13 protein-coding genes and 1 pseudogene are annotated in these 12,526 nt (G+C 65.6%); 8 read left to right on the forward strand and 6 right to left on the reverse strand.

Annotation, left to right across the window (positions count from 1 at the left end):
* Window positions 1–82 precede the first annotated feature (82 nt).
* Genes DVB37_RS17345 through DVB37_RS17355 form a run of 3 tightly spaced genes read left to right on the forward strand, consistent with a single transcriptional unit; the run spans window position 83 to window position 1,194 of the window.
* Window positions 83–463 carry an RNA-binding S4 domain-containing protein gene (locus DVB37_RS17345; RefSeq protein WP_046805362.1) on the forward strand — a complete coding sequence of 127 codons (381 nt, stop codon included), beginning with the start codon at window positions 83–85 and terminating at the stop codon, window positions 461–463.
* Complete coding sequence (locus tag DVB37_RS17350) at window positions 463–825, forward strand: translation initiation factor Sui1 (protein ID WP_046805363.1); 363 nt, start codon at window positions 463–465, stop codon at window positions 823–825. The genes DVB37_RS17345 and DVB37_RS17350 overlap by 1 nt, the downstream gene beginning before the upstream one ends.
* Before the next feature lie 15 nt (window positions 826–840).
* A complete protein-coding gene (locus DVB37_RS17355) occupies window positions 841–1,194 on the forward strand; it encodes a DOPA 4,5-dioxygenase family protein (RefSeq protein ID WP_046805364.1) in 354 nt (117 codons plus the stop codon).
* A gap of 4 nt (window positions 1,195–1,198) precedes the next feature.
* On the opposite strand, the gene ppk2 is transcribed toward DVB37_RS17355, so the two are convergent.
* Window positions 1,199–2,485, reverse strand: a complete 1,287-nt coding sequence (gene ppk2, locus DVB37_RS17360) for a polyphosphate kinase 2 (RefSeq protein ID WP_120156312.1) — start codon at window positions 2,483–2,485, stop codon at window positions 1,199–1,201.
* A gap of 230 nt (window positions 2,486–2,715) precedes the next feature.
* On the opposite strand from ppk2, the gene DVB37_RS17365 reads away from it, so the two are divergent.
* Window positions 2,716–3,162 carry a hypothetical protein gene (locus DVB37_RS17365; RefSeq protein WP_046805366.1) on the forward strand — a complete coding sequence of 149 codons (447 nt, stop codon included), beginning with the start codon at window positions 2,716–2,718 and terminating at the stop codon, window positions 3,160–3,162.
* A 173-nt stretch (window positions 3,163–3,335) separates the two neighbouring features.
* Window positions 3,336–4,106, forward strand: a complete 771-nt coding sequence (locus DVB37_RS17370) for a hypothetical protein (RefSeq protein ID WP_240433913.1) — start codon at window positions 3,336–3,338, stop codon at window positions 4,104–4,106.
* Between the two features lie 156 nt (window positions 4,107–4,262).
* On the opposite strand, the gene DVB37_RS17375 is transcribed toward DVB37_RS17370, so the two are convergent.
* The 4 genes from DVB37_RS17375 to DVB37_RS17390 form a co-directional block, all read right to left on the reverse strand.
* Window positions 4,263–4,460, reverse strand: coding sequence for a hypothetical protein (locus DVB37_RS17375; protein ID WP_120156314.1), 198 nt, complete (start codon window positions 4,458–4,460; stop codon window positions 4,263–4,265).
* A gap of 154 nt (window positions 4,461–4,614) precedes the next feature.
* Window positions 4,615–5,040 carry a CopD family protein gene (locus tag DVB37_RS17380; RefSeq protein ID WP_223264877.1) on the reverse strand — a complete coding sequence of 142 codons (426 nt, stop codon included), beginning with the start codon at window positions 5,038–5,040 and terminating at the stop codon, window positions 4,615–4,617.
* Between the two features lie 124 nt (window positions 5,041–5,164).
* Window positions 5,165–6,226: a DUF2242 domain-containing protein gene (locus DVB37_RS17385; RefSeq protein WP_120156315.1), complete on the reverse strand. Its 1,062-nt coding sequence runs from the start codon at window positions 6,224–6,226 to the stop codon at window positions 5,165–5,167.
* A gap of 95 nt (window positions 6,227–6,321) precedes the next feature.
* The gene (locus DVB37_RS17390) at window positions 6,322–7,707 is read right to left on the reverse strand and encodes an MFS transporter (RefSeq protein ID WP_120156316.1); all 1,386 of its coding nucleotides are present in this window, start codon (window positions 7,705–7,707) and stop codon (window positions 6,322–6,324) included.
* 103 nt (window positions 7,708–7,810) lie between these two features.
* Between DVB37_RS17390 and DVB37_RS17395 the strand changes: the two genes are divergently transcribed.
* From DVB37_RS17395 to DVB37_RS17405, 3 genes are all read left to right on the forward strand, one after another.
* Entirely contained in the window at window positions 7,811–8,794 is a 984-nt protein-coding gene (locus DVB37_RS17395; RefSeq protein WP_120156317.1) for an AraC family transcriptional regulator, read from the forward strand.
* 172 nt (window positions 8,795–8,966) lie between these two features.
* Window positions 8,967–10,064 carry an NAD/NADP-dependent octopine/nopaline dehydrogenase family protein gene (locus tag DVB37_RS17400; protein WP_120156318.1) on the forward strand — a complete coding sequence of 366 codons (1,098 nt, stop codon included), beginning with the start codon at window positions 8,967–8,969 and terminating at the stop codon, window positions 10,062–10,064.
* Entirely contained in the window at window positions 10,058–11,068 is a 1,011-nt protein-coding gene (locus DVB37_RS17405) for a 3-hydroxybutyryl-CoA dehydrogenase (RefSeq protein ID WP_120156319.1), read from the forward strand. The genes DVB37_RS17400 and DVB37_RS17405 overlap by 7 nt, the downstream gene beginning before the upstream one ends.
* Before the next feature lie 152 nt (window positions 11,069–11,220).
* Here the strand turns inward: DVB37_RS17405 and ampC are convergent.
* Window positions 11,221–12,429, reverse strand: a pseudogene (ampC, locus tag DVB37_RS17410) (class C beta-lactamase); the annotation flags it as partial.
* Window positions 12,430–12,526: the final 97 nt, after the last annotated feature.

Here is a 12,526-nt window from a genome sequence, read left to right on the forward strand (position 1 = left end):
ATCTCCAAGGGGCGCTTTTTTTGCGCCGGCGTCCCGGCGCTATGATTGCGGCTTGGCTAGAACCCACGCAAAGAGCAGCAACATGGACAAGATTCGACTCGACAAATGGCTATGGGCCGCGCGCTTTTACAAGACGCGCAGCCTGGCCGTGCAAGAGATCGGCAAGGGTCGCGTCTTCGTGAACGACCAGGCCGCCAAACCGTCGCGCGAGGTCGCGCCCGGCGATCGCATCACGATCCGCAAGGAAGATCCGGCGCTACAGGTAAAGGTGGTTGCGGTCAGCGGGGTGCGCGGCCCCGCGCCCGTGGCGCGCCTGTTGTATGAGGAAACGCCGGACAGCATCGCCGCCCGCGAACGCGCGGCGGAAATGCGGCGGCTGGCGCCCGAGCCCGCGCTGGGTATCGAAACCGGCCGGCCCACCAAGCGTGACCGCCGCCTGATCGACCTGATGCGAGGCAAGTAATGAAGCGCGCAACCACCGGCGGGCTGGTCTATTCCACCGAAAGCGGTCGCATGTGCCCGCAGTGCCGCCAGCCGCTGGCGCAATGCCAATGCCAGGCGGCAGCGCGCGGCGCACCGGCGGGCGACGGCGTTGCCCGCGTATCACGCGAGACCAAGGGCCGGGGCGGCAAAAGCGTGACCGTGGTGCGGGGCCTGGCCCTGGACCCGATGGCGCTTGCCGTGCTGGGCAAGCAATTGCGCACGGCCTGCGGGTCGGGCGGCACGGTCAAGGACGGGGTGATCGAAGTGCAGGGCGACCACTGCGCACGCATCATCGAAGTGCTGACTACCAGCGGCCATCGCGCCAAGCGCGCCGGCGGCTGAATCAACGAGACAACCATGAACGATCTGGCAGTAAGCGGCGTGACCAGCTGGCACGCCCATGTGTACTTCGACGCGGCCAGCCGCGATGCCGCGTTTGCGTTGCGAGAGCGCGTGGTGGCGCAATTCGACGGCAAGATGGAAATGGGGCGCTTCCATGAGCGCCCCGTCGGCCCGCATCCGCAATGGAGCTATCAGATTGCCTTCGGCCCCGAGCAGTTGGCCGAGATCGCCACGTGGCTGACGTTGAACCACGGCGCGCTGGACGTTTTCATGCATCCCAACACAGGCGATTCGCTGCGCGACCACCGTGATTGCGCGGTGTGGATCGGCCATAGCCACACGTTGAACCTGGCCGCGCTGGGCGGCTGAACACTTACAGCGCGCGGCCCACGATCAAGGGGTCCAGCGCCAGGCCCGGTTCGGCGCTTTTGCCTTCGTACGGCAGGCGGCTCAGCACGTAGCGCATGGCGTTCAGCCGCGCGCGCTTCTTGCAGTCCGACTTGACCACGATCCACGGCGCGTCCGCGGTATCGGTATGCGCGAACATTGCCTCTTTGGCGCGCGTGTAGTCGTCCCATTTGTCCAGCGACGCCAGATCCACGGGGCTTAATTTCCATTGCTTCAGCGGGTGCACCTTGCGTTGCAGGAAACGGCGGCGCTGCTCTTCCTGGCTGACCGAGAACCAGAATTTCACCAAGTGAATGCCGCTGGACACCAGGTGGCGTTCGAAGTCAGGCACCTGACGCAGGAAATCCAGGTATTCCTGCTGCGTGCAAAAGCCCATCACGCGCTCGACGCCCGCGCGGTTGTACCAGGACCGATCGAACATCACGATCTCGCCAGCCGTGGGCAGATGCTGCACGTAGCGCTGGAAATACCATTGGCCTTTTTCCGTGTCGGACGGTTTTTCCAGGGCCACCACGCGCGCGCCGCGCGGGTTCAAGTGTTCCATCATGCGTTTGATGGTGCCGCCCTTGCCCGCTGCATCGCGCCCTTCAAACAGAATCACCACGCGCTGGCCTGTGGCTTTGACCCAGGCTTGGAGCTTCAGCAGTTCGACCTGCAACTGGTATTTCTGCTTTTCATAATTGCGGCGCAGCATGCGGTTGCGATACGGATAGATGCCGTCGCGCCAGTCCGTCGCCAGCTCTTCGTCGGGGTTGCGGCGCACGGCCGGACCCTGCGCGTTTGCCTCCAGCAAGGCGCGATGCACGGCGCGTGCATCGTCGGGCGACAGCTCTTCAATAACGGACCGCAGCGCCTCGTGCGCTTGCGCTTGGGGCACCACGTTGTAGCGCCGCGCGATGTCAGCCAACACCGACACCGCTTCCTGGCGCGCGGCGTCTTCGCGCGCCACGACTTTCTTGCGCGCCAGCAGGGTTTGCTCGGAGGGCTGCTTGGTGGCGGGGCCGGAGGCCGTCTTGGGGGTCGCCTTGGAAGTCGCCTGTGAAGTCGCTTTGGAAGTCGCTTTGGAAGCCGCCTGGGAAGTCGCCTGGGAAGTCGCCTGGAAAGTCCCTTTAGAAGCCCTCTTCGTCGCCGGGCCTGCCGCCGCCTTGGCGGTTCCGGCGCTTCGCTGGGCGGCGGGCGACGGGGTGCCGCGCTTGCGCGGTGTCGCGGCAACGTCTTGCTTAGGGGCTGCTTGCGGTGTCTTGTCTGTCATCGATCCTGTCCTTGCTGCGCTGGTCGTCTGCCCCACGCCGGTCGCCCCGTCACGGGGCGCCCATTCGGGCAAGGCGCCACCCTACCCGCTTGTAGACGGCATGGAATTGACGAGAATCAAACGTTGTAACATTTATTACATGGTCGCGCCCCGCTACACTCTGGCAACTCCCGCCCGCACGGCCCGCCAGCCTTTCCCCGATTCCCATCCCGTATCCCATCCCGATTCCCATGTGGTCAAGCATCAAGCGCTTTCTGTCCGGCCCGCCCCCCGTGGAAGACCCGTTCCGGCAGTCGGTCAGCTTTGACGACACCGGCTTCACCCGGCACTGCGAACTGGCGCGCGCAATCGGCCTGCAAGAGCACTGGGCCTGGGCTGACGTTCACGAATTCGGCTTTTCTTTTCGCCCGGCGATATACCCCGACCCCTGGTCCGGCGACTACATGGAAAGCCTTTGGTATCTATGGGTGCGTTGTGACGACGGCGACATGATGCGGGTGATCCTGGACGAGCGCCTGCTTGACGCCAAGCACTTGCCGCCCGCCCTGCTCCGCAACCTGCCGGGGCTGGACATGGGCGTGCTGCATGAAGGGCTGGCCACCGCCGCGCGCGGCGACCGCTACTTTGAAGGCGAAGGCGAATGGGCGGCGTGGCGGCGCAATGCCGCCGCGTCATAGCGCCCGGCGGGCGGCTTCGGCACGGTACTTGCGGTAGCTGCGGTACTCCGTTACGACTGCCGGCGCGCGTTGACGCGTGCCGGCCCGCTTACTACATTCATGCCCTATGACCCCAATCTTGGTGCGCCATGACTCCGCAGGAAGACACCCTTACGCTTTCCAGGCGCTTGCGCGTGCGTCGTGACGGCCGGCGCTTACTGGCGGGGGCCGCGCTGATTCTGCTGGCGCTGGGCTTGGCCGTGGGCTGGAACCGGATGGGCGAGCGCGCGGAGGAAAAAGTCGCCACCGCTGAAATCCGCAAGGTGGCCGACACCCTGAACCAGATGGTGACGGGCGGCGACGGCGTGCCGGACAACCTGCCGTCCATCGACCCCACTCCCAAGGCGAAAGGCTTTTACGGGGAATTGGAACGCGCGATCAAGACAGTGGCCGGCGAACGCGTTGCGCAGCACAAGGCCTATCTGAATGAACTGAAAGACATCGGCATGCCCCGGCTGCTGGACGCGCATCGGCTGGCGCTGGACACCGGGCTGGTGGAAAGCCGCATGATTCTTGAGCTTGCCGAGCGGCTGGTGCCGAAGTACCGCGATCAGAGCATGCAGGTGCTGAAAGACATGCCTGACCTGATCCGGTCCCTGGCCATCCGCGAACCCGAAAAGCAGAAAATGATGGCGACGCTGACGTCTACGCTGGCGCGGCGCAGCGACAGCCTGGGCAAGGTCTGGTTGTTGGAAACGCGCATCCTGCAAGAGTTTGGCCAGATGATCACGCTGCTGGATGACAACCGTCAGTATTGGTACGCGGATCACGACGAACTGATGTTCGAACGCGACGATGATCTGAAACGCTTTTACGCGCACATGGCGGCCATCAACACCATGGCGACCGAACAGGAAAAGCTGGGCAAGCAGCAGCTGGCTAATTTGTTCTCGGCGCTGCCGTAGCGTTGCCGTTGAGTTCCCGTGGTGTTGTGCCTCGGTGTTGCCGTGGTGTTGCCTCGGTGTTGCCTCGGTGTTGCCGTTGAGTTGCCGTAGCGTTGCCGTGGTGTTGCTGCGGTGTTGCCGTAGCGCTGCCCGGCGCCGCCGCCCCGCACCCGCCCTTCAGTGGCGGGAACGTGGGCGCGGGCGCTCGTTGTTGAAAGCGCTGGGGTCCGCCGGAAAATCAGGCCCATGAAACATCGAAGCCGCGTCCAGCGCGGCGCCAAGCAGCGCCTGGAACCAGCCGCGATGGCCGGGCCGGCGTGGCGACGCGTTGCCGTCTTCCCGGCGCGCGTCGGTCTGGACAGTGCGGGTGGTCATGATTGAATCGCCTTCGCGGTCTTGCGCGGATACGTCCGTGCAAAGCAAAGCACGCGCGGACAGGACAGACGATTCTAGGCAGCCGACCGCCGCCCGCCAACGACGCGTTGGTTGAATCCTTATTACAAGCTTGGGGCGATATTGCCCGCGCGCGTCAGAACGGCTTGACCAGCACCAATGTCACGATGACGCCGCAGGCAATGACGGTGAACGGCGCGTAGAAGTCCACCATCGGCGGGCGTTTCAGCGTGCCGTTGGCCATGCGACGCAGCGACGCGCTTTGGATGCCGAGCAAGGCCGACAGCGCCAAGGCAAACCCCGCCTTGACCCAAATCCAGTTCATGGCGAACCAGCCGAACGTCATGGCCAGATGCAGGCCGATCAGCCAGGACACGACCATCGCGGGCGTCGTCACCCACAACGTCCAACGACGCAGCGCGCCAAGCATCTTGCGTTCCTTGGGCGCTTCATCGCCCTCTTGCGGCGCCGACGACAGCAGGAACAGCGAGACAAACAGCGAGCCCCCAAGCCAGGCCACCACGGCGGCCACGTGGGCCATTTTCAGCAGTTGATAAGTCATGGCCGGCATTATCGCCGGATGCGGCGGCGGGCAGTAGTCGGCTGCGGCGACAGGTCGGTCGCGCGGGATGACATGCCCGAGGGCACGACCGAGTGCACGCCGGGCCCGGCGTGCGCGGCAGGGGTCAGTTGCCGGTGGCGGACGCCGACGCTGCGGGGCTGGCAGCGGCGCCGCTGACGGTAGAGGAGACGCCCGCCGTGGTACCGGTGATCGCAGCCGTGGCCGGCCCCCCGGCGCCGGTCGTAGCGCCGGTCGTAGCGCTGGCGGTCGCACCGGTCGTAGCAGCGGACGGGCTGACCGCCGACGGAGTCGAAATCGACGCGCCCGGCCCCGGCAACGCCGGAGACGTGGCGGGCGTGGCGGGCGGGGCGCCGGTTTGGGTATTGCCCGGCGTCGATGACGGCGCGGCGTGCGGCGCGTCCGCGGCGGGCTTTTGCGTGGTCGTGTCAGTGGCCTTGTCACCGGCCTTGTCACCGGCCTTATCACTGCCCTTGTCGCTGCCGGCGCCCGGCCCTGACGGCCCGTTCGCCGCAGCGGGATTCAGGGTGTCGGCGGGCGCATCCGGGGACACGACGGGATCGGCGGGCGGTGCCGGCGGCTTGGCTTGAGACGCGCGGGCGCGCGGGCTTGGCGGTACGTGCGGGGCGGCGGCGGCTTCCGCGTCGGGCAGGAAGCGCTGCAACAGCTGGAAAAAGCCTTCGTAGAATTTCGGACGCGACACCGTCTGGCTAGCCGTTTTGACCAGCGAGTCGTCGCTGGAGCCGAACGGCATCGACACCTGGCCCAGCACGCTGACGCCCACGCTGGCCGAGCTGGAAGTGCGCTTGATCGAATAGCGGTCTTGCACCGCGTTGGCAAACACCGTGGCGCGCTGGTTGGCGCTGCCGTCCGAGGCGCAGTCGATATTGAAATTGATCTGCGTGTGCAACCCGTCTTCACCCTGGAAGTTCTTGTGCCCGGACACGCGGGCCGCGTCGAAGCGGTCGATGTTGTAGCCCTGGCTCAGCAAGGCGCGGCGGCCCGCATCGCAAGCGGTGGTGCTGGCCGTGGGGAAGGTGCGCGAGAACACGTCGTTCTGTGTGAAGTCTTCCCGTTCGTAGGCCGGCTTGGGTGAACTGCATCCCGCAAGGATCGCCGTCAGGCAGACAAACAGGGCAACGGGCAGACGACGGGTAACGCAAGGCATGAGGGGTCCGGCTTTAGGCGTAAAGCGGGCATTATCGGCCAGGAAGGGGGCGGCTGGCGAATCTCGCCTGCCCCGCGTGATCCCTTGAAACAGTTTTAACGGGGCCGGGGCGACAGCACAGTTCCGACCCCGTTTTCTGCACGCCCTTCCTCTTGCCCCAGGCTGCGCCGATAGCTGGCGCAACCCGCCGCCAGCAGCAACACGCACAGCACCGTGGCCACGCCAATCAGCAGCGATAAGGACTGCCCGACCGCCGCCGGATTCTTGAACAGACGATCGGTCAACAAAGCCACCGCCGTCGTCCCCAGCCCCAGGCCGATCAAATTGGAGATCAACAGGAACAGCGCCGACACCTGCGCGCGGATCTGGTTGGGCGGCAATATCTGCATGGCCGCCGTGGACGTCGGCATGGGAAAGGACGCAAAGAACATCGCGGGCAGCAACAGCGCCACCGACGCCGCCAAGCTGTCCACCTGCGTGAACGCCACGGCGGGCAGCGCCATGCCGACCGCCCCGATCACGCCCGCCCGCAGCGGCGCATCGCGATAGCCGCGCTTGGCCAGCGCGTCCATCAGCCAGCCGCCGCAAAATACGCCCGCCGTATTGGCCACCAGCACTACGACACCCAGCATGTAGCCCACATCCACCGGCGACATGCCGAACTTGCGCATGTAGAAAGCGGGCGTCCAACCCAACAGGGCAAACAGCACCATGGCATAGAACGAAAAGCCCAGGTAGTGGCAAAAGAACGTGCGGCGATGGCGGCCCAGGAAACGGAACGTGTCGCCCACCGTAGGCTTGTGCGCGTGGCCGTCTGCGCTACGGCGCAAGCCCAGGCGCTGCGGATCGCGCACCGTCAGCAGGATAACCAGCGCCACCAGCAGGCCCGGCAGGCCCACGATGAAAAACGTGACCTGCCACGGCCGCATCGCGCCGACCCACGGCACCACCACGCTGTCCACGCTTTTAAGCAGGTTGATGACATAGCCGCCGATCAAAAACGCCATGCCGCCACCAATGAACGAGCCGATCGAATAGATGCCGACGGCGCGGCCCAGCTTGTCGCGCGGAAACATATCGCTAAGCATGGAATACGTGGCGGGTGACAAGGCGGCCTCGCCCACGCCCACCCCGATGCGCGCCAGGAACATGTGCGCAAAGCTGCGCGACAGGCCACAGGCGGCAGTGGCCAGGCTCCAGAACGCCACGCCGATGGCAATGATTTTCGGACGCGAATAGCGGTCGGCCAACAAGGCGATGGGGATGCCCATGACGGCGTAGAACAGCGAGAACGCCAAGCCGTGCAGCAGGCTGAACTGCGTGTCGGACAGTTGCAGATCGTGCTTGATGGGTTCGATCATCAGCGCCAGGATCTGTCTGTCGACGAAGGAAAATATGTACGCTAGCATGCATATCACGACGACGTACCACTCGTAGGCGTAGCTTCGTTTCGTCAGTGGCGGCAGCGTCGCGTCAGTCATGTTTTTCCCTTGTTTTCCTTAGTCTTGTCCATCGTTTGTAGGTCTTTGCGCAGCGGGACTCTATACGCCGCGCGCAACGACTATTCCCACCGCGCAGGAAAGCATGTTCAACGACACCTATCCGCTGAACCGCCATTGCTTGCTGGACTCGGGCAACGCCGCCGAGGTCAAGGACCAGGTCAGCCAGCACCTCTGGTCGCACCGCATGTGCGTGGCTCAGGGCAAACCCTTGCAATCGCGGCTGTATGGCGTGTTCTTCGGCAACGCGGCGCTGTTTGACCTGCACTACGGCGCCGAAGTCGAAATCGACGCGGGCGACATCTCCAGCTACTACCTGATCCGCATCACGCTGCAAGGCTCGGGCCTGGTCACGCTGGGCAAGCGCAGTGCGTCCATGCAAGCGGGCAGCCTCACCATTTCGTCGCCGTCGGAACCCAGCGTGATCAGCATCGGCCGCGACTGCCGCAACCTGATCCTGCGTGTCGAGCGGCAAGCGCTGGAACATCAATTGCAGCGCCTGCTGGACCGCCCCATCAAGCACGCGCTGGTGTTCGACCTGGAAGCGCCGCCCGATTCCCCCGGCCTTGCCGCCGTGCGCGAAACACTGGACTACCTATGCCGCCTTTATCAGCACCCCGCCATTGACGGCGTCACGCAGACGCTTGCGGCCGGCTTTTCCGACTACCTGCTGGCGCTGCTGCTGACCCAAGTGCCGCACAACTATTCCGACGCGTTGCGCGCCGACCACCGCCAGCCCCTGCCTCAGCATGTGCGCGCCGCGCGCGACTACATCGAAAGCCATGTCGACGAAGCGATTTCATTGGCGGACCTGGCGGCGCACTGCGGCGTGTCGGTGCGAACGCTGCAAAACGGCTTCACGCAGTTTCTCAAGCAAAGCCCCAGCGACTACGTGCGCAACCACCGCCTGGCCCTGGTGCACGCCGCGCTGGAACAGGCGCGCGGCGGCGACAGCGTGACCGATATCCTGCTGCGCCACGGCGTCAGCAGCTTCGGCCATTTCGCCACGCATTACCGCAAGCGCTACGGCTGCCTGCCGTCGGACACGCTGCGTCGGCCTCGCCCCTGACGCGCCGTCGCACTCCCCGGCAAGCACCTGCGTTGTCCCCTGCCCACGCGGCCGCGACACGCTGCCTGCGCTGCCCAAATCCCTTGCCGGATCGGAACGGAGCTTGCGCGTTTGGCGCAGCCCAGGCGCCACGCCGTCGCTAGGATCAAGCCTTCAAAGAAGGAGCTTGATCATGCGAATCAGCGTAATTGGCGGCGGCCACGGCTGCTACGCGGCCGCGGCCGAACTAGCCGAAAACGGACACGAGGTGTGCTGGTGGCGCCGCGACGACGCCGCGTTCGACGGCTTGCGACAGGCCGGCGCGCTGACCGTCACCGACTATCGCGGCACGCGCCAGGTTCCGTTGGGCCAGGGTCCCGGCCACCTGGCGCTGCAAGGCTCGCTGAAGGCCGCGCTGACTGACGCGCGGGTTGTCGTCATCCCCCTGCCCTCGACCACGCACGATGCGCTGGCGCCCATGCTGGCCCCGCTGTTGCAGGACGGGCAGGTGGTGTTCCTGCCGCCCGGCACCTTTGGCAGCTACCTGTTTGCGCGCGCGCAGCGGGACGCCGGCAATACCGCCCGCGTGGCGTTTGCCGAGACGGGCACCCTGCCCTACCTGGCGCGCAAGCACGGCAACACGGTCGTCATCAGCGGCTACGCCACGCGCTTGCCCACCGGCGTGTTCCCCAGCCGGCTGACCGACGACGCGCTGGCGTTGCTGGGCCAGGTCTACCCCAGCATCGAGCCCATCGAAGACGGATTGGCGGGCGCCTTGATGAACGCCGGCCCCATCATCCATCCGCCGCTCATCATGATGAACGCGGGCCCCCTGGAGCATTTCGATAAGTGGGACATCCACAACGAAGGCACCCAGCCATCAATCCGCCGCGTTACCGACGCGCTGGACGCCGAACGCATCGCCATCCGCGAGGCGCTGGGCTATGCCGCGCCGCACTTTCCGCTGGCCGACCACTACGCCACGGAAGGCGATGAATGGATGTACGGCCGTGGCGCGCACGGCAAGCTGACCGACAGTGGCGACTGGCGTGAAGCCATCGACCTGCACACGCACCGCTACATGCTTGAGGACACGCGGCTTGGCCTGTCCTTGCTGGTGTCCACGGGGCGCTGGGCGGGCGTACCGACGCCGGTGGCGCAAGGCTTGCTAAGCATTGCCGGCGCCATCACCGGCCGCGATCTTTACGCCGAGGGCCGCACGCTGGAAAGTCTCGGCCTGGAGCGCCTGTCGCGCGCCGGCATGGCGGAATTGCTGGAACAAGGATGCTGACCATGGAAGACAGAATCTGCGTGATCGGCGCCGGGCGCATGGGGGAAGGCATCACGCTGTCGTACATCCACGCGGGACGCGCCGTGACACTGGTCGACATCAAGCCCAGGACTCAGGCGGAACAAGCCGATCACCACGCGCGCGTGCTGGCGAACCTGCGGCGCGAATTGGGCGCGCTAAGCCGGCTTGGCCTGCTGGATGACCAGCAGGCCGAGACCGCCATGCAGCGCGTGCGCCTGTGCGGCCGCGACGACGCCGTGGCCGACCTGCAACGCGCGCGCATCATCTTCGAAGCCGTGCCGGAACGCCTGGACGCCAAGCGCGACACCTTCGCCTGGCTGGGCCGCGTGTGCGCGCCGGACACCGTTATTGCGTCAACCACGTCCACGTTCCTGGTGACCGGGCTGGCCGAATTGATGCCGGGCCCCGAGCGTTTTTTGAACGCGCACTGGCTCAACCCCGCCTATCTGATACCGCTGGTCGAAGTCAGCGCCGGGCCGCGCACCGCCGACGCCGCCCTGCAAGCGTTGCTGGCCGTGCTGCGCCAAGCCGGCAAGACGCCCGTGCAATGCGCGCCCACGGCGGGCTACATCGTGCCACGCATCCAGGCCCTGGCCATGAACGAGGCCGCGCGCATGGTCGAGGAAGGCGTGGCCAGCGCCGAAGATATCGACACCGCCGTGCGTCTGGGATTCGGCTTGCGGTTTTCGGTGCTGGGCCTGTTGGAGTTCATCGACTGGGGCGGCGGCGACATTCTGTACTACGCATCGCGCTACCTTGAAGCCCAGATCGGCCCACGCTTTGCATCGCCCGATGTCATCGCCAAAAACATGGAGCAAGGCCGCAACGGCTTGCGCGATGGCAAGGGCTTCTACGACTACGCCGACCTGGACGTGGACGCCTACAAGATGCAGCGCCTGGGACAGCTGTGCAAAAGGCTGGAGGTCATGGGGCTATTGCCGCGTTTTGATGGAGCCCACACGGCGGCGGGTACGGAAGCTTGACGGCTGACAGGGGCCGGCCACGGCCTTCGGCCTGCCACTGTCTTCTGCCTGTTTCAGTTCGCTTGCGCGCGGGCTTCGGATTGCGTTTCCGGGGCCGATCCCGAATCCGTTCCCGTTCCCGTATCCGTTCTTGCTCCCGCCGCCGTTTCCCCTTCAAGAATGCGATACGCCAGCCGCACGCGGGCGTCGTTCGGAATGTTCCGATTCGCCAGGATCACCACGCCGATTTTCCTGGCCGGCACAAACGCCACGTAGGCGCCAAAGCCATTGGTGGAACCCGTCTTGTTGATCCACACATCGGCACGCGGGGGCTGCGGCGGGGTCAGGGCCTTGGCCGGGTGGCTCTGGCTGTTCAACGTGCCGGCGTTGGCCGCCAACAGCGCTTTCAGCGTCACCGGATACGCCAGTTGTTCCCAGGCCAGGTCCTGCGTCATTCCACCCACGTGGTAGTAGCCCACATGCGTATCGGCCAAGGCCTTGGATAGCACGGCGTCGTTGACGACGGCCTTGGCGATCTTCGCATCCCGGGCGGCCTTGGCGCTGAATTCCGCGGGCGCTGACGCCACGCCCATGTTCGCGTCCACGAAGCGGATCAGGTCGCTGGCGCTGGTCTTGACGCCGTAGGCTTCGTCGGCCAGCACGCCCGGGTTCACACGCACCGGCGCGTTCTGTTTGTTGTAGCCCTGCGCGTAGTCGCCCATCCTGGCGGCGGGCACGTGGATATAGGTGTTGGTCAGGCCCAGTTTGGGCAACAGCGTCTTCTCCATGGCCTGCGCATAGGGCTGGCCCAGGCTCTTGGCCGCCACCACGCCCAGCATGCCGATGCTGGGGTTGGCATACGTGCGGTAGGTGCCCGGTGCATAGCGCGGCGTCCACGCCGACAGGTAGGCCATCAGCTGGGCCTCGTCGCCCACCGTGTCCGGCACTTGCAGCGGGAAGCCGCCGCCCGTGTGCGTGCCCAGGTGGATCAGGTTCAGCTTGCCGAATTCCGTGCCTTGCAAGGCAGGCACGAAGCGCGCCGGGCTGTCGGTCAGCGACAGCTTGCCCAGCGCCTGGGCGTAGGTCGCGAGCGTCGCGGTAAAGGTCTTGCTGATCGAGCCCAGTTCAAACAGCGTGTCGCGGCTGACGGGCGCATGCGTTTGCAGCGAGGCCACCCCATAGCTGCGAAATTCATGCCGCCCTTCGCGCGTGACGGCGATGGCCAGGCCCGCCACGTCGTACTCGCGCATTACCGCATGCACGGCGTCGTCGATGTCGGCGCCGGGGGCCACCGGCTCGGCCGCGGCCAACGAAACCAGGGCGCCGCCGGCCATCACGGCCAGGGTTTGCAAAACAGTGCGTCGCGCGGCACGAAAACTCATTTCTATCGTCCTATTCGGTTCACGCCGGCCCAACGGCGCACGCGACATAGTACTAACCCTGAAGCAAATGCGACATGAACTTAGCTATTCTCTACCC

The organism is Achromobacter sp. B7 (assembly GCF_003600685.1).
In the GTDB taxonomy this organism is placed as follows: Bacteria; Pseudomonadota; Gammaproteobacteria; order Burkholderiales; family Burkholderiaceae_B; genus Achromobacter; species Achromobacter spanius_B.

Bases quoted from the DNA above. Each gene is read 5' to 3' on its own strand.
- DVB37_RS17345 (WP_046805362.1), top strand. From the start codon at position 83: ATGGACAAGATTCGACTCGACAAATGGCTATGGGCCGCGCGCTTTTAC.
- DVB37_RS17350 (WP_046805363.1), top strand. From the start codon at position 463: ATGAAGCGCGCAACCACCGGCGGGCTGGTCTATTCCACCGAAAGCGGT.
- DVB37_RS17355 (WP_046805364.1), top strand. From the start codon at position 841: ATGAACGATCTGGCAGTAAGCGGCGTGACCAGCTGGCACGCCCATGTG.
- ppk2 (WP_120156312.1), bottom strand. From the start codon at position 2,485: ATGACAGACAAGACACCGCAAGCAGCCCCTAAGCAAGACGTTGCCGCG.
- DVB37_RS17365 (WP_046805366.1), top strand. From the start codon at position 2,716: ATGTGGTCAAGCATCAAGCGCTTTCTGTCCGGCCCGCCCCCCGTGGAA.
- DVB37_RS17375 (WP_120156314.1), bottom strand. From the start codon at position 4,460: ATGACCACCCGCACTGTCCAGACCGACGCGCGCCGGGAAGACGGCAAC.
- DVB37_RS17380 (WP_223264877.1), bottom strand. From the start codon at position 5,040: ATGACTTATCAACTGCTGAAAATGGCCCACGTGGCCGCCGTGGTGGCC.
- DVB37_RS17385 (WP_120156315.1), bottom strand. From the start codon at position 6,226: ATGCCTTGCGTTACCCGTCGTCTGCCCGTTGCCCTGTTTGTCTGCCTG.
- DVB37_RS17390 (WP_120156316.1), bottom strand. From the start codon at position 7,707: ATGACTGACGCGACGCTGCCGCCACTGACGAAACGAAGCTACGCCTAC.
- DVB37_RS17395 (WP_120156317.1), top strand. From the start codon at position 7,811: ATGTTCAACGACACCTATCCGCTGAACCGCCATTGCTTGCTGGACTCG.
- DVB37_RS17400 (WP_120156318.1), top strand. From the start codon at position 8,967: ATGCGAATCAGCGTAATTGGCGGCGGCCACGGCTGCTACGCGGCCGCG.
- DVB37_RS17405 (WP_120156319.1), top strand. From the start codon at position 10,058: ATGCTGACCATGGAAGACAGAATCTGCGTGATCGGCGCCGGGCGCATG.